Source organism: Arthrobacter sp. SPT-J7 (assembly GCF_059089965.1).
In genome coordinates this window covers 252939-274528 of record NZ_JBNHFF010000006.1, presented here as the reverse complement: position 1 = coordinate 274528, position 21590 = coordinate 252939, and the positions used below count along the sequence as shown (strand labels likewise).

General features: G+C 66.6%; 20 protein-coding genes and 1 riboswitch. Of the genes, 4 read left to right on the top strand and 16 right to left on the bottom strand.

What is annotated here, in order from left to right; translation table 11 throughout:
• Positions 1-318 precede the first annotated feature (318 nt).
• Together AC5RWX_RS12515 and AC5RWX_RS12510 are read right to left on the bottom strand one after the other, a co-directional pair.
• Positions 319-969 carry an alpha/beta hydrolase gene (locus tag AC5RWX_RS12515; RefSeq protein WP_494078538.1) on the bottom strand — a complete coding sequence of 217 codons (651 nt, stop codon included), beginning with the start codon at positions 967-969 and terminating at the stop codon, positions 319-321.
• A gap of 27 nt (positions 970-996) precedes the next feature.
• On the bottom strand, positions 997-2121 hold the full coding sequence (locus AC5RWX_RS12510; protein ID WP_494078537.1) for an alpha/beta fold hydrolase: 1125 nt from the start codon (positions 2119-2121) through the stop codon (positions 997-999).
• 165 nt (positions 2122-2286) lie between these two features.
• On the opposite strand from AC5RWX_RS12510, the gene AC5RWX_RS12505 reads away from it, so the two are divergent.
• Positions 2287-3120, top strand: coding sequence for an SGNH/GDSL hydrolase family protein (locus AC5RWX_RS12505; protein WP_494078541.1), 834 nt, complete (start codon positions 2287-2289; stop codon positions 3118-3120).
• Positions 3121-3131: 11 nt separating this feature from the next.
• Positions 3132-4292 (top strand): winged helix DNA-binding domain-containing protein, encoded by a 1161-nt coding sequence (locus tag AC5RWX_RS12500; RefSeq protein WP_494078536.1) that lies wholly within the window; start codon positions 3132-3134, stop codon positions 4290-4292.
• A 91-nt stretch (positions 4293-4383) separates the two neighbouring features.
• Here AC5RWX_RS12500 and metX read toward each other — a convergent pair whose 3' ends face one another.
• Both metX and AC5RWX_RS12490 read right to left on the bottom strand, forming a co-directional pair.
• Entirely contained in the window at positions 4384-5451 is a 1068-nt protein-coding gene (metX, locus tag AC5RWX_RS12495; protein WP_494078540.1) for a homoserine O-acetyltransferase MetX, read from the bottom strand.
• Positions 5452-5531: 80 nt separating this feature from the next.
• Entirely contained in the window at positions 5532-6857 is a 1326-nt protein-coding gene (locus tag AC5RWX_RS12490; RefSeq protein WP_493944299.1) for a bifunctional o-acetylhomoserine/o-acetylserine sulfhydrylase, read from the bottom strand.
• Positions 6858-6924: 67 nt separating this feature from the next.
• A riboswitch (SAM riboswitch) is annotated at positions 6925-7039 on the bottom strand.
• 191 nt (positions 7040-7230) lie between these two features.
• On the opposite strand from AC5RWX_RS12490, the gene AC5RWX_RS12485 reads away from it, so the two are divergent.
• Complete coding sequence (locus tag AC5RWX_RS12485) at positions 7231-7872, top strand: VOC family protein (protein WP_493940698.1); 642 nt, start codon at positions 7231-7233, stop codon at positions 7870-7872.
• Between the two features lie 160 nt (positions 7873-8032).
• Here AC5RWX_RS12485 and AC5RWX_RS12480 read toward each other — a convergent pair whose 3' ends face one another.
• From AC5RWX_RS12480 to AC5RWX_RS12450, 7 genes are all read right to left on the bottom strand, one after another.
• Positions 8033-8812, bottom strand: coding sequence for a CPBP family intramembrane glutamic endopeptidase (locus AC5RWX_RS12480; protein WP_494078535.1), 780 nt, complete (start codon positions 8810-8812; stop codon positions 8033-8035).
• A gap of 119 nt (positions 8813-8931) precedes the next feature.
• Entirely contained in the window at positions 8932-9882 is a 951-nt protein-coding gene (locus AC5RWX_RS12475; protein WP_494063028.1) for a PDR/VanB family oxidoreductase, read from the bottom strand.
• 20 nt (positions 9883-9902) lie between these two features.
• Entirely contained in the window at positions 9903-10700 is a 798-nt protein-coding gene (locus AC5RWX_RS12470; protein WP_493940695.1) for an amino acid ABC transporter ATP-binding protein, read from the bottom strand.
• A complete protein-coding gene (locus tag AC5RWX_RS12465) occupies positions 10697-11635 on the bottom strand; it encodes an amino acid ABC transporter permease (protein WP_493940694.1) in 939 nt (312 codons plus the stop codon). Before AC5RWX_RS12465 ends, AC5RWX_RS12470 begins: the two co-directional genes overlap by 4 nt.
• A gap of 19 nt (positions 11636-11654) precedes the next feature.
• On the bottom strand, positions 11655-12602 hold the full coding sequence (locus AC5RWX_RS12460) for an ABC transporter substrate-binding protein (protein ID WP_494078534.1): 948 nt from the start codon (positions 12600-12602) through the stop codon (positions 11655-11657).
• Between the two features lie 150 nt (positions 12603-12752).
• A complete protein-coding gene (locus tag AC5RWX_RS12455) occupies positions 12753-13196 on the bottom strand; it encodes a hypothetical protein (protein WP_493957273.1) in 444 nt (147 codons plus the stop codon).
• Positions 13197-13210: 14 nt separating this feature from the next.
• Positions 13211-14272, bottom strand: coding sequence for a Rieske 2Fe-2S domain-containing protein (locus AC5RWX_RS12450; RefSeq protein WP_493940691.1), 1062 nt, complete (start codon positions 14270-14272; stop codon positions 13211-13213).
• A 171-nt stretch (positions 14273-14443) separates the two neighbouring features.
• Between AC5RWX_RS12450 and AC5RWX_RS12445 the strand changes: the two genes are divergently transcribed.
• Positions 14444-15100: a GntR family transcriptional regulator gene (locus AC5RWX_RS12445; RefSeq protein ID WP_494078533.1), complete on the top strand. Its 657-nt coding sequence runs from the start codon at positions 14444-14446 to the stop codon at positions 15098-15100.
• 35 nt (positions 15101-15135) lie between these two features.
• On the opposite strand, the gene hutI is transcribed toward AC5RWX_RS12445, so the two are convergent.
• From hutI to AC5RWX_RS12420, 5 genes are all read right to left on the bottom strand, one after another.
• A complete protein-coding gene (gene hutI, locus AC5RWX_RS12440; protein ID WP_494078532.1) occupies positions 15136-16365 on the bottom strand; it encodes an imidazolonepropionase in 1230 nt (409 codons plus the stop codon).
• A complete protein-coding gene (locus tag AC5RWX_RS12435; RefSeq protein WP_494078531.1) occupies positions 16362-17744 on the bottom strand; it encodes a formimidoylglutamate deiminase in 1383 nt (460 codons plus the stop codon). The genes hutI and AC5RWX_RS12435 overlap by 4 nt, the downstream gene beginning before the upstream one ends.
• On the bottom strand, positions 17741-18940 hold the full coding sequence (locus AC5RWX_RS12430; protein WP_494078530.1) for an allantoate amidohydrolase: 1200 nt from the start codon (positions 18938-18940) through the stop codon (positions 17741-17743). Before AC5RWX_RS12430 ends, AC5RWX_RS12435 begins: the two co-directional genes overlap by 4 nt.
• Positions 18941-19136: 196 nt before the next feature.
• Complete coding sequence (hutU, locus tag AC5RWX_RS12425; RefSeq protein ID WP_494097499.1) at positions 19137-20834, bottom strand: urocanate hydratase; 1698 nt, start codon at positions 20832-20834, stop codon at positions 19137-19139.
• Between the two features lie 47 nt (positions 20835-20881).
• A complete protein-coding gene (locus tag AC5RWX_RS12420) occupies positions 20882-21550 on the bottom strand; it encodes an IclR family transcriptional regulator (RefSeq protein WP_493940685.1) in 669 nt (222 codons plus the stop codon).
• Between the last annotated feature and the right edge of the window lie 40 nt (positions 21551-21590).

Below are 21590 nucleotides of genomic sequence, written 5' to 3'. Positions count from 1 at the left end.
CCCCCCCGGACGAGTGACACCACCTCGCTGCAGAACGAGCCGTGCATCGCGGAGATCCAGGCCTCCGCATGGTTCGCTCCCAGGTATAGGGCTAACTTCCCTTGTTTCAGAACGTTTAAACGTGGCTGACTAGCAGATCGTTGTGGGCCACCGCTGAGACGTGGGAGCGAAACGGATGGTAACTGGCGTCCAGCCTCCAAACCTTTGCTGGCGCCAAGCCCCTTACCGGGCCTGGCAGGCGAGAGAACCACGTCCTCGTAAACATGTCAGAGGGTATGCAGCCCGCTGAGCATGCCGGCATTGGGCCAGCGCTCGGTGTTACTTGGCGTTCAGTACCTTGTAGGTCAGGAATTCCTTCACGTGCGACAGTTCCTGGGCATTGATGCCGTGGCCGATCCCGGCATAGAGAACCTTGGTCAGGTCCACATGCTCGTTCGCCCACTCATGGGTGAACTCGATCTTGTCCGCGGTGATGACCGGATCCTCCTGGTCGCGGCCCCAGAAAACCGGCGGCTTGATGGCCTTGACCGCATCGTCACGGAAAAACCCGTTGCCGTCAGCGGGCACGGCGAACCCGGAGAGCCCCACGACGGCGGCGATCTCCTCCGGCCGGTGGCGGAGCACCGACGTTGCCACGGCCATGCCCATGGAGAAGCCCAGCACGGAAACGCTTCTGTGCTGGCCCTTAACAGTGTCCAGCCAGGTCACTACATCGCCAACGGCCTTGGTCACCTTGTCCACGGAGAAGTCCGGCTCGTGCATCAGCGGGAACCAGGTGAAGCCCGGCCCCATCGCCACCGGCGCGCGGACCGCCGCCACGGTGAATTCCTCCGGAAGACCGGGCACCAGGCCCATAAGGTCCTGCTCGTGGGATCCGTAGCCATGGAAGAGCACCAGCAGCGGCGTTCCCGCCCGTTCCTGCTCGGGCTTGGACCAGGCGACCACGGGCTGATAAGTAGTTTCAGTCATGCCGTCCATGATCGCACAGAATCACTATTACTTGAAAGTTTGAGTTTCTTCGGCAAGCGGACCGCCGTCGTTCCCCTGGGCCGGAATCGCCTGCGCCGCCGCGCCGCTCCGCTCGATGTGCGCCGTCAATTCGGTAATGAACCGGTCGGGATATTCCAGATGCGGCGAATGGCCGCAGTTGTCCAACAGCACTTCGGTGAAGCGTCCGCCGTTGGCCGCATATTTTTCCAGCACCGCCCGGGTCTGCGAGACCATCGGCTGCAGCGGGGCCGTTTCCTCCCCCGGCCAGCCCGGCAGCACGCCGGCCTTGCCCAGGCAGTTCAAGTCGAAGAACGAAGCATCGGACACGATGGCGTCGCTATCGCCGTGGATCCACAGAATGTCCGGTTTATCCGCCAGATCCACCAGGGCGCTGGTGTTGAAGACTCCCGGCGCCATCGTGTTGAGCACGCCACGGCGCCCTGGAGCGAAGCCCGGCCAGTTCTGCGACGGGACGGAATCCCCGGGATAGTTGTCGGGGCCGGTCTTGGTGCTGAGCATCGATTCGACCCAGATGTGCTCATGCGGGGATTCGAACCCGGCATGCACATAGGTGGAGCGGTAGACCGACAGCGGCGAGGCGGGTGCGTCGTCGCTCCTGTCGCCTGCTTCCAGCCGCGCGATGAAATCGGGGTTGGCGCCGCCGCCCCCGGTTCCGGCGTCGTCCGCGGTCAGCCGCCGCCCCTCCGGACCTGCCGTGCCGCCGAAACCGTACGGCGAGACCGGCGCCTGCAGCGCGAGGCTGAGGACAGAGTGCTCCAGCGCGTACTGCATCGCCACACCCCCGCCCATACTCCAGCCGACCAAGTGCACGGGGCCCAACTGCAACGCGTGGAGCAGCCCGTGCAGGTCATCGGCAAAGTCGCGCAACCCGCGGCTTGCGTCCACCGGAGCCGTGTCGGTCTGGCCAAATCCGCGCAGGTCCGGCGCCAGCACGCGGTACTCCGGCGGCAGCGCCTGCATGGTCTCCTGCCAGAACAGCGAGGAGGAGACATTCCCGTGCACCAGAACCACCGGAATGCCGTCCGGCAGGTCGCCAGCGCGCTCCAAGACGTTCATTGTCAGCCGCTTGGTCGGCACCCGCCGCGCAGTGATTCCCGCTAGCAATTCCATCTCAGCTCCTCGAGACCGAGTCGGCCGAGGTGGCCGCCTCCAGCTCACACCCTAGCCAAAGATCCCGCCGCGGACCATGCTTTTCTGAAAGATGATTCAGGTAATACTTACGGGCGTGCCTGTGCATCCCAGGTGGCTTCTTGGGAGGATGTACTTGTGAGTAACTTGTCCCGTCCTGAAGCCCCCTCCTCCGCGGTCGCCGCCGGCCACCCCTGGAGCCGCTTTGTAGCCATTGGCGATTCCTTCACCGAAGGCATCGGCGACCCTGATCCGCGCAGTCCGGGTGGCTACCGCGGCTGGGCCGACCGCGTGGCCGAGGAACTTGCCCGCGGCCATGAGGACTTTGCCTACGCCAACCTGGCCATCCGCGGCCGGCTGCTGCAGCAGATCATCGATGAACAGATCGAACCGGCTCTGGCGCTGAAGCCTGACCTGATCTCGGTCTGCGCCGGCGGCAATGACGTGATCCGCCCCCGTGCCGACCCGGATGCCCTGGCGGAGAAGGTCGACCGGGCCGTCACCAGACTGGCTGCCTCCGGTGCAACCATCGTGCTGTTCACCGCCCCCGACTTCGGGGACACCCCGGTGCTCGGCAGCGCCCGCGGCAAGGCCGCCATCTACAACGAGAACCTGCGCACGGTGGCCGCCCGCCACGACGCCATCATTGCCGACATGTGGGCGCTGCGGCAACTGAAGGCGCCGCAGATGTGGGCGCCGGACCGGCTGCATTTCTCTCCGCTCGGGCACCACACCATTGCCGCCATGGTGCTGGACGCGCTCAATGTCGAGCACACGCTGCAGCCGGAGGCACCCAAACCGCTGCCGCCCAAGCGCTGGCGCACCGCGCGCACCGAGGACTTCGTGTGGGCCCGCCAGCATCTGGTCCCGTGGGTGCTGCGCAGGCTCCGGCACCAGTCCTCCGGCGACGGGATCCTGCCCAAGCGTCCGGCTGCCGACCCGTTCTTCGGCCCGGGCATGCCTCCCGGTACGGCCGGATAACCGAGCCTGCCGTGCCGCAACCGGATCCCCAGGCCATCCGCACCCACCGTTTGCGGGCACAGCGGCTCTGGGACCATCCCGCGGACGACGCCGGCGCTGCCTTGCGCTGGCTCCTCGCCTTCCAGTCGCAGGAGTACGTTTATGCCCGCTGGTCCCTGGCGCAACGGGCGGGCGGGTCGGCCCGGGACAATGCGGCGGACATCGACGCGGCCATTGCCGCCGGAACGATCCTGCGCACCCACGTCCTGCGGCCCACCTGGCACTTCGTGCACCGCGACGATCTGCACTGGCTGATGTTGCTCTCCGGACCCCGGCTCAAGGCAGGCAACAAAGGCCGGGACCGGCAACTGGGCCTGGATGAATCGACGGTCGCACGCAGCAATGAGGTGCTGGCCGCGGCGGTCGCTGACGGCCAGCACCGCACTCGGGATGAACTCGCGTCCCGACTCACCACAGCGGAGCTGCTCGAGGACAACGGGGTGAAGCTGAACGGTGCGTCCCTGCGCGGCCAGCGGCTGGGGCATCTGGTATTCCACGCGGAGATGGACCGGATCCTGGTCAGCGGAACGCCGCGGTCGGCGGAATCCGGCACCGTGCAGCAAACGTATGCCTCCTTCGACGAGCGCGTCCCGCCGTTGACAGCGGACTTTGACCGGGACGCAGCACTAGCTCAGCTCACCGCGCGGTACTTCGCCAGCCGTGGGCCCGCCTCGGTGAAGGACTGCTCGGACTGGTGCAAGCTGCCGCAGGCCGACATTAGGCGCGGATTGGAAGCCGGCGGGCAGGAAGGACTGGAGCGGACCGAAGCCGATGGGGTGGAGCTCTGGTTCTCCCCCGCAGCCGGGACCGGCGGCGCACCCACTGCAGCGAACGAACGTCCCCGCGCCGACCTGATCCAGTGCTACGACGAATACGTCATGGGCTACACCAAAACGCGCGGCTACCTGGGCGGGTCGGCCCCGGCGGCGCTGAGCAGCACGGTGCCGCAGCATGTGCTGCTGCTGGACGGGAAGATGGCCGGCAACTGGAAACACGTGCTCAAGACCGGCTCCGCCGAGCTGCGGCTCAAGCCGCTGCGCGCGTTCAGCCCCGCCGAGCGGCAGTCCGTTGACCGCGCCGTGGCTCGCTACGCGGCGTTCCTGCGGCGGCCCCTCACGCTGGAACTGGCCTGAAGGGCCATTGTCAGCCGCCGCCCGCGCTGCGGAAGCGGAGGGTCAACAACTGGAACGGACGCAGCTCGAACCTCACCGAGCGCCCGCCGGCTCAGGCTTGGAAAAACGCCTGCGTCAGTTCGTCATGCAGTTGATGTACATCGGTCAGGAAGCCGTCGTGGCCCAGCGGCGTTTCGATGGTGTGCACCTTGACGGACCCCGGCAGCGCCTCGGCCAGCTGCCGTGACTGTTCCGGGAAGTAGAGACGGTCGGAATCTACCGCCGCGATGAAGAATTCCGTCTCCTCAAGGCCGCCCAGGGACTGCTCCAGCGAGCCGCGGCCGCGGGAAACATCATGGCTGACCAGGGCCTCGGTGAGCAGGATGTAGCTATTGGCGTCAAAGCGGGAAACCAGTTTCTCCGCCTGGTAGTCCAAGTAGCTTTCCACTGCGTAGCGGCCTCGGGCCGCCGGCGTGATGCCGCCGAACGGCTGTTCCTCCGCCTGCGCCGAGCGGCCGAACCGGTACTCCAGTTCCGGTTCCGAGCGGTAGTTGATGTGGGCGATCCGCCGGGCGATGCCCAGTCCGGCTTCGGGGGCGGGACCGCCGTAATAGTCGCCGCCGGCAAAGTGCGGGTCCAGCCGGATGGCGGCGACCTGCGCCTGCGCAAACGCGATCTGTTCGGCGGTGCTGGCTGCCCCGCAGGCCATGACGGCGCACCGGGCCGTGCGCTCCGGGAACGTCGCCGCCCACTCCAGCGCGCGCGCCCCGCCCATCGAGCCGCCGAGGACGGCATGCCAGCGGCGAATACCCAGCGCATCTGCCAGCCGCGCCTCGGCCCGAACCGAGTCGCGGATGGTGACGAACGGAAACCGCGACCCCCACGGCGAGCCGTCCGGTGCCGGCGACGCGGGACCGGTGGAGCCGTAGCAGCCGCCAATCATGTTGGCGGCCACTACGAAATAGCGCTCCGTGTCGATGGTGGCACCGGGACCGATCAGGTCGTCCCACCAGCCGTCCTCGTCGGAGGTGCCGCGGGCCACGTGCGTGCTGCCGGTCAGGGCGTGCTCGATCAGGACCGCGTTCGACGCATCCGCGTTGAGGGTGCCCCAGGTTTCAAAGCCCAGAACGACCTCGGGCAGGTAGCCGCCGGCTTCCAGTTCCAGCGCACCAACAGGCATCCTGCGCAGGACGCCATCCGTCGCCTGGTCCACGAGTTCCTGCGGTTGCACTATCGTCACGCTGCGTTCTACCTGCTTGCCTAGTCGTCCGCGCCCTTGGCGGCACGGAACCCGGCCTCCAAGTCGGCGATGATGTCGTTGACGTTCTCGATGCCCACCGAGAGCCGGACCAGTCCGTCGGTCACGCCGGCGGACAACCGCTCCTCGGCCGAAAGCTGGGCGTGCGTGGTCGACGCCGGGTGGATCACCAGCGAGCGCACGTCGCCGAGGTTGGCCACATGCGAATGCAGTTCCAGTCCGTCCACAAAGCGCTTGCCGGCCTCCAGTCCACCCTTGATCTCAAACGACACGATGGCGCCGGTGCCCTTCGGACCGTACTTGCGGCCGCGCTCGTACCAGGGGCTCGAGGGCAGGCCGAGGTACGCAACGGAAGCAACGTCGTCGTGCGCTTCGAGGAACTCCGCCACCTTCTGCGCGTTGGCCACGTGCCGCTCGACCCGCAGGCTCAGCGTCTCAAGGCCTTGGGCTATCAGGAAGGCGTTGAACGGGGAAATGGCAGAGCCCAGATCGCGCAGCAGCTGCACGCGGGCCTTGAGGATGTAGGCGAGGTTGGCGCCGAGCGCACTTCCGACACCCAGGTCGCGGGCGAAGACCAGCCCGTTGTAGGTGTCGTCCGGGGTGTTGAAGCCAGGGAACTTCTCCGGATCGGCAGCGAAATCAAAGGTGCCGGCGTCCACGATCACGCCGCCGATGGCGGTCCCGTGACCCCCGAGGTACTTGGTGGCCGAGTGGAGCACAATGTCTGCCCCCCACTCGATCGGGCGGATCAGGTACGGGGTGGCCAGCGTGTTGTCCACGATCAGCGGCACGCCGTTCTCGTGCGCGATGCTGCTGACGGCCTCCAGGTCCAGCACGTCCTGGCGCGGGTTGGAGACCACCTCGCCGAAGAAGGCCTTGGTGTTTGGCTGCACGGCGTCGCGCCACTGCTGCAGGTTGTCCGGATCCTCAACGAAGGTGACTTCGATGCCGAACTTGGGCAGCGTGGTGCGCAGCAGGTTGTACGTACCGCCGTACAGGCTGGGGCTGGCTACGATATGGTCGCCGGCCTCGGCCAGGTTCAGGATGGAGAACGTGGACGCAGCCTGGCCGGAGGCCAGCAGCAGTGCGCCGACGCCGCCTTCCAGGTTGGCGAGCCGGGTTTCCACAGCCTCGCTCGTCGGGTTGCCGATCCGGGTGTAGATGGGTGCCAATTCGGACAGGGCGAAGCGGTCCGCGGCGCTCTGCGCGCTGGGGAACACGAACGACGTGGTCTGGTAGATCGGCAGTGCGCGGGCACCGGTGGCGGCATCCGGCTCTTGGCCGACGTGGATTTGACGAGTTTCAAAAGACCAGTCTGCATTGGACATGGTGCAACTCCTTCAACGGAAGGGGTCATCCGGGATCCGGCCGTGCCGGTATATCCGTCCCGGGTGTGACCCGCGCTTGCGCACCGCCTTGTGGCGGCTGCCTGGTCTTCACCCGGGGCACCCCACCGCGGTTGGAGGGTTGCCGGCCAGCAAACCGGGGTTTCACGCTGGCACTCATGACCTGCGTCCAGTCTCGGCGGAGAGCCCGGCCGGCCGCAACAATATGACATCTTGTGACCGCCCCTCCCCTGCCTTGCCGGGGGCCAGACCTGCCCTTGGCTGTAAAGGGCTAACGTCAAGATTCACCGCGAAAGCACAGTGACTTAGGTCACCCTAAGTCGAGCGCTGGTTCACAAAGTGCCAAGATATGCCTATGCGCTTCGACCACGTTTCTTATGCTGCAGAGCCCGACGGCCTGGCTGCCACCTCAGAGCGGATTTCCAAGGCCTTGGGTATCGACGCGGTCAAGGGCGGGGTACACCCCCGCTTCGGCACCCGCAACATGATCTTCCCGCTGACCGACCACCATTACCTGGAAGTGGTGGAGGTCCTGGACCACCCCGCGTCCGACAAGGCCCCCTTCGGCCAAGCCGTTCGTGCCCGGTCCGAAGCCGGCGGCGGCTGGATGGGCTGGTGTGTGGAAGTGGACGATCTGACCCCGTTCGAAGAGCGGCTGGGCCGTCATGCGGTTCCCGGGAACCGAAAGTTTCCGGACGGGCAGGAATTGAGCTGGCAGCAGATCGGCATCAAGGGCCTGATCGCCGACCCGCAGGTCCCCTACATGCTGCGCTGGGATGACGGCACCGAGGCACTGCACCCGTCCAACGCGCGCCCCGCGACCGTCAAGCTGATCGGCCTGACCATTGCCGGATCCTCGGAACGCGTGGCCGACTGGCTGGGCACCCCGGTAGATGACCTTCTCGACGACGTCAAGGTTGCTTGGACCGCACCCAACGGCACACCCGGCATCATGTCGGTCCGCTTCGAAACCGCGAACGGCATCGTCGAACTCTAAGCTTCCGGTCCCGGCTGGCACGGTACCAAGACTCGCGCTTATCGCAGGGGCTCCCATTCCGCCCTCTTGCTCCCACCCACGGTGGCGCAAGAGGTAGAACGGGAGCCTTTGGCCTGTCCGGGGAGAGAACGCCCGGACTCCCGCGGGGCGTGCAGGCGGGTCAGGTCCCGATGCCGATGGCCGGACCCACCAGCGCATACCCGACAAAGCCGGCAATATCCAGCAGTGCGTGAGCGACGACCAGCGGCATCACCCGCTTTACCTTTGTGTAGACGTACCCGAATACCAGCCCCATCAGGAAGTTGCCGATGCCCGGTCCAATCCCCTGGTACAGATGGTAGGTCCCGCGCAGGGCGGCGCTGACGAAGATCGTGGTCCAGATCCCCCAGCCGAACTTGGCGAACCTGTTGAAGAGGTAGCCAACCATGACCACCTCTTCGAGGATGGCGTGGCGCAGTGCTGACAGCACCAGTACCGGCACGGTCCACCAATATTCGTCCAAGGCCGCGGGGACAATGGCGGTGGTGATCCCAAGCGCCCGGCCGGCGGCATAGACGACCAACGTGCCGGCACCCATCAGCAGCGCCAGCAGGAAGCCTAAACCGAAGTCCACCTTGGGCCGGGAAAAGGTGAACCCGATCGAGCGGAAGGCCGATTGGCCGGGCGAGGTCATGAGGAGCAGCACCAAGGCCACCGGCACCAGCGCAAAGCAGATGCCGAGCATCTGGTAGACGAAATCGAAGATCTCCCGCTTGTTCAGTACCGGGTTCAGCGTGGTGGTTTGCGAGGCCAGCGGCGCGCGGGTCATCTTCTCCAGCAGGTTCACCACGGCGTAGACAGCCGACTGCCCCAGCGAAACCCCGAGCACAATGAGCACTTCCGCCCGGTAGTAGCTCAGCGTGCGCGGTGCACTCGCGGTGACCACCTTCTGCTTGTCCATAGCCTCCATCTTGCCAAGGGAACCCGGGCCGGGGACATCCGGAAGGGATTCGTGTTCCACCCTCCCCCGCCGTTGAATCGGCTTTCGTTGCGGCGCGGGCGCTCCGGGACCAGGCCTCGCTACAAGTCCAGCAGCAAGCGCTTGCCCTTGCACCGGGAGACGCAGATCATCATGGTGTCTCCCGCGTCGCGTTCCGCATCGGACAGCAGCGAATCGCGGTGGTCAATTTCGCCGCCCAACACAGGCGTTTCACAGGTACCGCAGATTCCCTCGCGGCAGGAGTTCAGCGGGCTGAGCCCGGCCGCTTCGAGTGCCTGCAAGATGGACTCGTCCGGTCCCACCGGGACCTCAGTCCCGTCGGTCAGTTCGACCACGAAGGCGGACTCGCCGTCGTTCTCCGGGACTTCGCCGGTTGCGGCGAAGCGCTCGCAGTGGAACCGCCCGGGATCCTCCCAGCCGTCGGCAATCGACTGAATGACATTGAGCAGCGGGCCGGGACCGCAGGCGTAGACGTGAGTTCCGGCGCCCTGCTCCGCCAACAGCTCGGCCAGCGGGTAGAAACCGCTCTCGTCGTCGGCGTGGATGTGGATGTCTCCGCCGAATGCCTGGATCTCTTCGAGGAACGCCATCGAGGAGCGGCTGCGTCCCAGGTAGACCAGGCGCCACGGTACGCCAAGTTCGGCAGCCTCGCGGATCATCGGCAGCACGGGGGTGATGCCGATGCCGCCGGCGATGAAGACATAGCTGTCCGCGGGTGCCAGGACGAAGTTATTGCGCGGGCCCCGTACCTGGATCTTGGTCCCGGGCCTCAACAGGTCGTGCACGTAGGCCGAGCCGCCGCGCCCCTCCGGCTCGCGCAGTATTCCCAACCGCCAGACTGACCGGTCCGTCCGCACGGAGCAGAGCGAATACTGGCGCAGGAGGCCGTTGGGCAGGAGCACGTCGATGTGCGATCCGGCGTCCCACTCGGGCAGCTCGTCGCCCAGCGGATGTTCCAGCTGCAGCGACACCACGCAGTTGGATTCGCGCGTGATCGACCGGACTTCGACGTCGAAAAAGTCTTCGTTCATGATTCCTTCACCTCGGGTGCTCAGGCGGCGGCCGGTTCGGCGAGAACCGAAGCCAGGAATGCCTTGGTGCGTTCGTTTTGAGGGTTGGTGATGACGTCGCGGGCCGGCCCCTCTTCCACCACGTGCCCACCGTCCATGAAGACCACTCGGTCGGCGACGTCGCGGGCGAAGTTCATTTCATGCGTGACCACCACCATCGTCATGCCGGATGTGGCCAGATCCTTCATTACTTTCAAGACCTCGCCTACGAGTTCGGGATCCAGTGCGGAGGTCGGCTCATCGAACAACATGAGTTTCGGTTCCATGCACAGGGCACGGGCAATCGCCACCCGTTGTTGCTGGCCGCCGGAGAGCTGGCGGGGATATGCGTCCGCCTTCTCGCTCAGGCCGACCTTTTCGAGCAGCGACTTGGCCCGCGCCACAGCTGTTGCTTTCCGCTCCTTCCGGACCAGGCGCGGCGCCTCGATGAGGTTTTGCAGAACGGTCATGTGCGGGAAGAGGTTGAACTGTTGGAAAACCATGCCCACATCCGAACGGCTGTGGCAGATCTCGTTGTGGCTCTGCTCGTAGAGCCTGTTGCCCTTGAGTTCGTAGCCGACGATCTTCCCGTTGACCCACATCCTTCCGCCGTCGATGGCTTCCAGGTGGTTGATGCAGCGCAAGAACGTGCTCTTTCCCGATCCGGACGGGCCGATCAGGCAGACCACCTCGCCCTGTCGGACGTGCAGGTCGATGCCCTTCAAAACCTGGTTGGAGCCGAAGTTCTTGCACACCGCGTTAGCTTTGACCATCGGTTCGGCGTTGTTCATGGCCGTCATTTCTTGCCGCCTTTCAGGGAGAGAGCGTCGTGCGTCGCGAAGAACCGCTTCAGCTGCTGCAGAGGCGTCGGCGGCAAGTTCCGCTGGTTGCCACGGGCAAATCGCCGCTCCAGGTAGTACTGGCCGATGGTGAGGACGGACGTGATCAGCAGGTACCAGAGGCTGGCGACCATGAGCAGCGGGATCGTCTCGAACGTGCGTGCGTAAATGATCTGCGCCGAGTACAGCAATTCCGGCACGGAGATCACGCTGACCAAGGCGGTGGTCTTGAGCATGCCGATGGTTTCGTTGCCGGTGGGCGGGATGATCACGCGCATCGCCTGCGGCAGCACGATGCGTCGCATGGTCTGCAGCTTGGTGATGCCAAGCGCCCCGGCGGCCTCGGTCTGGCCGTGGTCAACGGAGAGGATGCCGGCCCTGACAATCTCGGACATGTAGGCACCTTGGTTCAGGCCGAGGCCCAAGATCGCCGCTGTCATCGGAGTGATGAACTGGTTCGCGTCCAAGTGGACCCCCGGGATGCCCAGCGTGATGACCGGGTACAGCGCCGCCAGATTGAACCAGAACAACAACTGGACCAGCACCGGCGTTCCCCGGAAGAAGTGCACATAGGCGAAGGCCGCGCCCCGCACCACCGGATTGACCGAAAGCCGCATGACGGCCAAGACCACGCCCAGCACGATCCCAATGGCCATGCTGATGACCGTGAGCCCCAGCGTCACGAGGATGCCGTTGCCGATGGAGATGTCGCGCAGGTACATGGCCACGACGTCCCAGCCAAAGTTGGGATTGGTGAAGATGGAGTTCAGCAGCAATCCGCCCACCAGGAAGATCACCGCTGCGGCCAACCAGCGGCCTGGGTGCTTCGCCTTGACGATGGTGTAGCCATCAACCGGTGGGGCCACCGGCTGGGTTTGCGTAGTCACGGCAGTCATGGGGTTGATCCCTCTTTCGCTACTTGGCCTCGAGCGTGTCGGCCGTGATCAGCACCGACTCCGGGAAGTCCCACTTGTCGCCGATTTCCTGGTAATGGCCCCCGGCGATAACGCCCTTCACCGCTTCGGCTACGGCTTCGGTCATCCCGGCGTCCTTGGCCAGGGCAATCCCGAACGGTACGGCATCGTAGTCCTCGCCCTCGGCCAGTTCGAACTGTCCCTTGGCTTCCTTGCCCTGGTAGGCCAGCGGCACGCTGTCGGCGATCACCCCGTCTACCCGGCCGGAAGCCAGCGCCAGGTTGGCGTCGGTCTGTCCGGGGAAGTTCTGGATCTTGATCGCTTCCTTTCCGTTGGCCGTGCATTCCTTGGAGAACTCAGGAAGGTGTTCCATCGACTGAATCGACCCCTTTTGGCCGGCGATCTTCTTCCCGCACATGCTCAAGGGGTCCATGGAAATCCCCAGCGGATTTCCCGGAGCGACGGCGATCCCTGTGCCGGTGTGCAGGTACTCGACGAAGTCGACGATCTTCTCGCGTTCCGGCGTCACGGAGAAGGCCGACAACGCCATGTCGTACTTACCGGAGGCCAGCCCGGCCAGGATCGTGTCGAACGTTGCCGGAACGTGCTCCACTTTCAGCCCCAAGGCCGCTCCGACGGCATCGGAGAAGTCCACGTCGAAACCGATCATGGTCTTGTTGTCGGTGTCGTAGAACTCGAACGGAGCGTAGGTCGGGTCAGAAGCGACTTTCAGCGTCCCGGCAGCCAGGACCTCCTCCGGCAGCAAGTTCCGGGCTGCTTCGTTGACCTGCACGGCTTCCACCCCGGCGCCCGACGCAACCGGAGCAGCAGTGTCCGCAGCGCCCGTGGCAGCACCGGAGGCGTTGGTGCAGGCGGTCAGAGAAACGGCCAGCAGGACGGATCCGGCCAGGAGAGAGGAACGGGTGGCACGGTGACGGGAATGACGCATGGACTTTCCTTTCATGGTCCGGACGGCGTTGTCCGGTGGTGGATATCCGCACTGATCAGGAGACGACCAGTACCTCGGTGCAAGAAAATTTCGGATTCGACGTGCAGCAGGGTGCGTCCGGCGACTAGTGACGAAGGCGGCGGGCCTCTGTCAAGGGACCCACCTCAGGACCTTGGCCTTCCGCGGGGCCAAGGTAATGACCTGGACAGCGGATTCTCCGGCGGCGAGCGAGAGCCGGATGGCCTCGGCTTCCTCGCCCTCCACGATGAAGACGTCGCCGGGCCGCAACCAGCGTTCCCACGGTCCGTCCACCGCCGCGACCAGCGCTTCGCCGCCGAGTCCGGTCACAATCAGCTGCTCGCCGGGCCCGCGCTGCAGTGTGCCCGTATAGCTGCCGGTGTAGCGGTGGCTTTCGGAGGCGATGTAGCTGGCATCGGCTTCCAGTTCCACCGTGGGCTCGGGGCCGGTTTCATTCAACTGCACCGTCCAGCGCCACGGGTCGCCGCGCTCGGCTGAGTCCGGACACGCGGCCAGGATCTTGGCGCCCGTTGCGGAGGCAGTTTCGCCGCCGAGCGGGTTGGCTCTGATCAGCATCCACATGGCGGGACCTAGGCCGTCCTGGGAGCAACCGGCTCCCGGCGGGCGGCCGGCTGCGCCGCAGCCTTCGCCTGCTGTTCCTGCTTCAGCAGCGCACCCAGGATGCGCCGGGCCCGGGCCACGCCGCCGTCCTGGGCGATCAGCACGTCGAACTCGCCCTCGGGGCGGGTCTGCATGCCAATCTCCTGTGCCTCCAGTGCGGAGGCGTCCTCGTCCAGCACGGTGGCCAGGCCGACGCGCAGGTCTTCGGTCGCCTGCTCATTGTCGACGGCGAAGTTGCGGCTGAAGGCGTAGTAGTACCAGGAGTTGTGCGCGTCGATCGGCGTGATGCCGTTCAGCACCTTGATCAGGAAGCCCTCTTCACGCGGTTTGCCCTCGCCGGTGATGCCCGAGTGGAGCACATGCAGGTTCGGGACGAAGAACTCGGTGCAGTGGAAGCGGTCGAACAGTCCGCGGGCGTCCATGGTTTCGGCGTACAGCGGCGGCGCCTCGACCGAGGGCATGAGGCGGTCCACGCTGACCACGTTGCCGTCGACCTCAACGGTGATTCCGTGTTCGTAGATGTAGTCATCGCCCACGGTGGTCTTGTGCAGGAAGGACTCGTGGGTCAGGTCCAGGAGGTTGTCGTGGATCAGGTCTGCCCGGCACTTGAAGTGGTACGAGTGGGTCACGGTTGCCCACTCCGGGTCCACCATCCAGTGGGTGTCCGGGACGTCGGCCGGATTGGCCAGCTCCGGATCGCCGGTCCAGACCCAGATCCAGCCGTCCTGCTCCACCACCGGGTACTTGCGCACCTTTGCGCGTTCCGGGATCGAGGTCTGGGCCGGCACCTTGGTGCACATGCCGTCCGGGCCGTAAGTGAAACCGTGGTAGCCGCACTCCACCGAATCACCGATGGTCCGGCCCTCGGAGAGCGGGAAGGCGCGGTGCGCACAGCGGTCCGCCAAGGCAATGGCTTCGTTGTCCTGTGTTCGGAACAGGACGATCGGCTGCTCGCAGATGACCCGGCGCACCGGCTTGCGGGTGACCTCCGTCGACCACGCCGCCACATACCAAGTGTTCAGCACATACATGTTCAGTTCTCCTCCATCACGTGTGTATACACTGTATTCAGAGCGCAGATGTGACGTCAAGCACTTTCACGTAACGTTCTGCTTCATCCGTTTCACCCAAATTCGCACCGCACCGCCTGGGCTGCTGACCCGGACGGTAAAGTGCACAATGGACAACAGAAGGGGGCCGCTATGGCTGCGATACCGAACGACGTGAGACCGCTGTCAGTCCGCGTCCATGAGCAGCTGAGCGCCGACATCATCAGCGGGTCCATCAAGCCGGGTTCGGCTTTGGCCCAAGAGGTGGTCGCCGCCCAGTACGGCGTGTCCCGCACCCCTGTCCGCGATGCGCTCACCCAGCTGACGATGGAGGGACTGACCACCCTCGTCCCGGGCAAGGGTTATATAGTCAACCAGCTCGACGAGCGTGAGATCGAGAACGTCTTTGAGGTCCGCTACGCCCTGGAATCCCTCGCGGTGCAGAACGCCATCGGCTCCTACACCCCCCAGCAGTTGGTGCGGCTAAGCGGTCTCATCGACGAGACGGAAATCGTCAATCCGCAGGACAGCGACGAACTCTTCCGGCTGGGCCGTGCGTTCCATCTGGCCCTGATCGAGCCCGCTGCCAACGACTACCTGCGCGGCGTCATAACCTCCATCTGGAACCACCCCATCCAGCACCGGATTACCTTGACCTACCGGCAGGGACCGGAACACCAGGCCAAGGTCATCCACGACCACCGCAGCATCCTCCAAGCGCTCAAAGACCAGGATGCCGCCCGCGCCGTCGAGGTCCTGGCACATTGCCACGACGTCAAGGACCCCAACCGCTACGAGCCCATCGGCTGAAAAACCGCTGCGCTCGACACAGCGCGGTGCAGCCGTCAGCCCCTCCCGGCCGATTTCACGCCGGCCCGCCACACGGCCGCCGTCAGCGGCATGCCGGGGCGGTAGGCCAGATGGGTGGCCGAGGGCGCGTTGAGCAGGTGCAGGTCGGCCCGGTGACCGACGGCGATGGAGCCCACCGCCCGCTGTCCATCCTCGTCCCGGCCCACGTGGCGGCCCAATGCCAAGGCACCTCCGTAGGTCCCCGCGCGGACCGCTTCGTGGACGCTCAATCCCATCTGCAGCACCGCCGTCGTCACGCAAAAGTTCATGGAACTGGTGAAGGAGGTGCCGGGGTTGCAGTTGGATGCCAGCGCAATTTCCGCACCGGCATCCAGCAGCTGCCGTCCCGGTGCCAGGGGCTGGCGCGTGGACAGATCGCAGGCCGGCAGGCAGGTGGCCACCGTGCCGCGCTCCCCCGTGCCACTGGCCCGGTCCCAGCCTGCCCAGCTTCCGGCGAGCGCTGCGACGTCGTCGTCGGACAGGTAGTTCACGTGGTCCACGCTGGCCGCGCCGAATTCCACCGCCAGCCGCACGCCGGGGCCCTCACCCAGCTGGTTGCCGTGCACGCGCAGTCCCAGGCCGGCGTCGCGGCAGGCAGCGAGGACGCGGCGCGACTGCTCCTCGTTGAAGGCACCCCGTTCGCAAAACACGTCCGCCCACTGCACGTACGGCCTGACCGCAGCCAGCATCTCCCCGCAGACCAGGTCGGTGTACTCGTCGGGGTCGATGCCGGCCGGGACCAGATGCGCGCCGAGGTACGTCACCTCGTCGGCCACGGTGGAGGCGATCCGGGCGCTGCGTGCCTCCTGCTCTACATCCAGTCCGTAACCGGTCTTGGTCTCCAGGTAGGTGGTGCCGCCGGCCGCTGCCTCCGCGACCCGGGCCAGCAGCAGCCGGGTCAACTCATAATCGCTGGCTTCGCGGGTGGCGCCGGTGGTGACCGCAATCCCGCCGGCCTGATAGGACTGGCCGGCCATCCGGGCTTCAAACTCGGCGGTACGGTCGCCGGCGAAGACCAGGTGCGTGTGCGAGTCCACCCAGCCGGGCAACAGGGCCCGCCCGCCGGCATCGACCTGTTCGTCGGCGTCGGGTGCCTGCGCCGAGGAGCCGAGCCAGGCAATGCGCTCCCCCTCGATGATCACTGCGGCATCGCGGAGCACTGAATCAGCGCCACGGGCCGGGTCCTGCGTGTGCAGTTCGCCGATATTGGTGATGATGGTGCTCACGCAATCTCCTTCAGTGCAGCGGCCAGCAGATCGGCCGGTTGGCCCAGCCGCGAGTGGATGCCGTTAACCGCCAGCAGTTCCCCGGCGACGACGACGGCGGTGACATCGGCTGACGTTGCCGTCAACGGCAGTTGGCCGGGGTCCGAGCCCACCGTGCGCATCGAGTTCGGATTGACCGCAACCAGATCGCAAGCCATTCCGACGGCGATGCCTGCAGTCGGGGTGGCCATGGCAGCTCTGGCGCCGGACGACGCTGCGTGCAGGAGGTCGTCCGGTGTGAACCGGCCGCGCTGCCCGCTGGCTAGGCGTTCGCCGTGCTCCAGCGCACGCATTTCCAGCCACGGGTCGACGACGGCGTGCTGGTCGGTGCCGAGGGCGATCGGTGCGCCGGCGTCCGCCAAAGCGCGGGCCGGGCCGATGCCGTCGGCCAGGTCGGCTTCGGTGGTCGGGCACATCACCACCGTGGCGCCCGCGCCGCCCAGCAGCGCGATGTCCTCTGCGGTCAGGTGGGTGGCATGGACCGCGCTTAGCCGGGGCGATAGCAAACCGTGCCGAGCCAGCAGGCCGGCGGGCGTGACGCCGTACTCGGCCAGGCAGGCTTCATTCTCAGCCGGCTGCTCGGACAAGTGGATGTGCAGCGGCAGCTCCGGTGGCAACCGGTCGGCAATGACCGGCAGCGCGGATTCGGGCACGCCGCGCACCGAGTGCAGCGCCGCCCCGACAGTAATCTGGGTGGGGTCGAACCTGGCTGCGACGGCCTTCCGGAGGGAGTCCAGCCTGTCCAGCCAGGTATGTACGTCGCCGTCTCCGAACCGCTGTTGTTCAGGGGCCAGCGGCTGGCCGATGCCGCCGGCCAGGTAGCAGGTGTCCAGCAGGGTCAAGCGGATTCCGGCGGCGGCAGCAGCCCGGCAGAGCGCCAGTTCCATCGCATGCTCGTCGGCGTGGACATCGCCGTCAGGACCAGGTCCGTCGGCGCCGCCGCCGTACGCGCTGCCGTCCGGGCGGTGGTGGACGTAGTGGAATTCGGCCACGCTGCTGAAACCGGCCGCCACCATTTCGGCGAACACGGCCGTGGCCAGCCGCTCGTACTTCGCGGGGGTCAGCGCGCCGGCCGCTTGGTACATCTGCTTGCGCCAGGTCCAGAAGTCGCCGCGGCCGGCGTGCGTTCGGCCGCGCAGGGCACGGTGGAAGGCGTGCGAATGCGCGTTGGCGGCGGCCGGGAAGACCACGCCGTCCAGCACCAGAACACCGGGGGCGGGGTCCGGCCGCGGTGCCGTGCGCACGTGGGTGATGGCACCGCCGTCGTCGGTTTCCAGCAGGAGGCCATCCGTTACGCCCTCCGGCCCCAGCCAGGCGCGTTCGCACCAGATGCTGCTCACAGCAGTGCCTCCAGTACATCGGCGAGGGCGGCGGCGCCGGCGTCGGCGTCCCAGGGTTCCACGTATTCCTCCGGCGAGTGTGAAATACCGGAGGGGTTCTTCACGAACAGCATGCCCGAGGGCACCCGCGCGGCCAGCACGCCGGCGTCGTGCCCGGCGCCGGTGGCCAGTACCGGGGCACCGGGCAGCGCATTCTCCAGCTGGCGCTGCAGGGCCGAGTCGAAGTGCACCGTGCCGCTGTAGGACTCCTCCGTGAGCGACACCGAGCAGCCTTCGAAGGCGGCGATCTTCTGGGCCTTGCCGTGAATGGTTTCGACCAGCTGCGCGGTGACCGCGTCGTCCGGGTGCCGGGCGTCCAGCCACAAATCCACCCGCGAGGCGATCACGTTCGTGCCGCCGGGAACCGGCTGGATCCGTCCCACCGTGGCCCGGGCGTCGGACTGTTTGGCGGCAATCTGCTGCACGGCCAGGATGATTTGCGCGGCGGCGACCATCGGGTCCGCACGGTCCGCCATCAGCGTGGTGCCGGCGTGGTTGCCCTGGCCCGCGACGCTGATCCGCCACCTACCGTGGCCCAGGATGGAACTGCCGACGGCGATCGCCGGGCCGTCCTCGCCCAGACCGCGGCCCTGCTCCACATGCAGCTCGATGAAGTCGCCGATGCGCGCCAGCGCCTCGTCGTCGCGGCCGAGGTGCGCCGGGTCCAGCCCGTTGGCGCGGGCGGCATCGGCGAAGCTGGTGCCGTGCTCATCGCGCAGGTTCCGGGCCTTGTCCGGGTCGATGGCCCCGGCCAGCAGCCGCGAGCCGAGGCACGCCACGCCGAACCGCGAACCTTCCTCTTCCGGAAAGACCGTGACGGCCAGCGACCGGTTTGGCTGCACCCCGCGCTCCTTGAGCACGTCGACGGCGGCGAGCGCGGAAGCGACGCCCAGCGGGCCGTCAAAGGCGCCGCCGCCCGGTACCGAATCCAGATGGCTTCCGGTGACCAGCGCGCCACGCTGCGGCTCGCCCCACCATGCCCAGATGATCCCGTTGCGGTCCGTCTCCACGTCCAGACCGCGCCGCCCGGCCTGCTCGATGAACCAGCCGCGCAAGTCCAGCTCGGCACTGGAGAACACCGGGCGCGAATACCCCCCGCGCTGCCTGTCCCGCCCAACATCGGCAATGGACTCAAGGAGTGACGTGACCGTTTCCATGAACAAACTTTCCTTCGTTAGCTGTAGTCGCCGGAGGCCGGCTTTCTGGAGGCGCGCATGCCGGCACGCCAGAGCAGTTGTGGAGACGGCCGGAGGCCGGAACCGCTAAGCCGCGCATCGCCGCAGCGAGGAACGAGCGGAGGTGTCTAAGCGGCGTGCGGTTCCGGCTCCGGCGAAAGCCGGCGCAGGCCATCCGCTAGTCCGCCATAGGGATTCGGACACCACGTTCCGCCGCCACTTCGACCGCCCGATCGTAACCCGCATCCACATGCCGGATCACACCCATGCCCGGGTCGTTGGTCAGCAACCGCTCCAGCTTCTGCGCCGCCAGTTCCGTGCCGTCGGCGACGGAGACCTGGCCGGCGTGGATCGAACGTCCGATGCCGACGCCGCCGCCGTGGTGGATGGAGACCCAGGTGGCCCCGGAGCTCGCCGCGGTCAGCGCGTTCAGCAGCGGCCAGTCGGCGATGGCGTCGGACCCGTCGGCCATGGCCTCGGTCTCGCGGTAGGGCGAAGCGACAGACCCGGAGTCAAGATGGTCGCGGCCGATCACGATCGGCGCCGAGACCTTGCCTTCTGCCACCAGCCGGTTGAACAGCAGGCCGGCCTGGTGGCGCTCGCCGTAGCCCAGCCAGCAGATGCGCGCCGGCAGTCCTTCGAATTCCACCCGTTCGGCGGCGGCGTCCAGCCAGCGGTGCAGGTGTTCGTTCTCCGGGAAGAGTTCCTTCAGCGCGGCATCGGTGACCTCGATGTCCTTCGGATCGCCGGACAGGGCCACCCAGCGGAACGGGCCGAGCCCCTCGCAGAAGAGCGGGCGGATGTAGGCCGGAACGAATCCCGGGAACTCGAAGGCCCGCTCATAGCCGCCCTTGCGCGCCTCGTCGCGGATGGAGTTGCCGTAGTCGAAGACCTCGGCGCCGGCGTCTTGGAACTCCACCATCGCCTGCACGTGCCGGGCCATCGAAGCCTGCGCCTTCTTGGTGAACCCCTCGGGATCTGCCTGCGCCTCGCGCTGCCAGTCGGCCACCGAGATTCCCTCGGGCAGGTAGGACAGCGGATCGTGGGCGGAGGTCTGGTCGGTGACCACGTCCACGGTGAGCTCGCCGGCCCGGTGCCTGCGCAGGATCTCCGGGAACACTTCGGCGGCATTGCCCACGTAGCCCACGGACCAGCCGCGGCCTTCTTCCTTGGCCTTCATGACCTTGGCGATGGCGGTGTCCAGGTCCGTCTCGACCTCGTCCAGGTAGCGCTTGCCCACCCGGCGTCGCAGCCTCGCTTCATCCACGTCGACGATCAGGCAGGCACCGTCGTTGAGGGTGACCGCCAGCGGCTGGGCCCCGCCCATGCCGCCGCAGCCGCCGGTCAGTGTCAGCGTTCCGGCCAGCGTGGAGGAACCGGTCTTGCCGGCCTCGTGCAGCTTGGACCCGACGGCCGCGAAAGTCTCGAAGGTGCCCTGCAGGATGCCCTGGGTTCCGATGTAGATCCAGGAACCGGCGGTCATCTGGCCGTACATCATCAGGCCCTCGGCTTCCAGGCGGCGGAACTCCGGCCAGTTTGCCCAGTCCCCCACCAGGTTGGAGTTGGCCAGCAGCACCCGCGGCGCCCAGGGGTTGGTCCGGAGCACGCCGACCGGTTTGCCCGACTGCACCAGCAGCGTCTCATCCTCTTCCAGGTCCGCCAGCGTCTTGACGATCGCGTCATAGGCTTCCCAGGACCGCGCGGCGCGGCCGGTTCCGCCGTAGACCACGAGGTCCTCGGGGCGCTCGGCCACTTCGGGATCCAGGTTGTTCATGAGCATCCGTAGCGGCGCCTCGGTCTGCCAGCTCTTAGCAGTCAGCGTGGTGCCGCGGGAGGCCCGGATCGTCCGGGAGGGATCGTGCTGGGTGAACGTCATTGTTGTGCCCTTTCTGGATGGGACGAAGGTGGCTGGGACGTATCTAGCTAGGACGTAGGTTCCGGCTCGGTGAAGAGTGCGCCGGCTTGTTCGGCCAATAGCAGTCCGAATTTTTCGGCTGCCTCGGTTGTGGTGCGGTAACTCGGCGCGACGATGCTCAGCGCCGCGACGACTTTGTCTCCGGCAAAGACGGGAGCCGCGACGGCAGTCACGTCGGCCTCCACACTGTCCGCCATGACGGTGAACGTGCCGCGGCCGACCTGCCCGCTGAGTGCCGCTCCCGCAGCGCTGCCCGCGATCGGGAAGGTCCGGCCCACCCAGTTCACGTGCCGCACGGTGTGGGTGCCTTCTTCAATGGCCACGTACAGCCCGTGCTCGTTGCCGGCAGTCACGCTCAGGTACGCGGATTCGCCGGTCCGGTCCACCAACGTGCGCAGGACATCCCGACCGGCGTCGACCAGCGACTCATGGCTCAGCGCCTGCACGCCGAGCTGCACCATCCGAAAGCCCGGACGATACAAGGCGTTACCGCGTTTGGCCGCGAATCCGTTGGCTTCCAGTGTGCGCAGCAGGCGCAGCGCCGTTGAGGCGGACAAGCCGACGGCCTTGGCCGCATCGGCAAGCTTGACGCCGTCGTTCTCGCAGACGATGCGCAGCAGGGCCAGCGCGCGGTCGGCCGCCCTGGTGGTGGGATCCGCGCCCGATTTCGGCACCATGCTGCTCCTCCGCTGGGATCGACTTTGTTGCAGCCAGTAA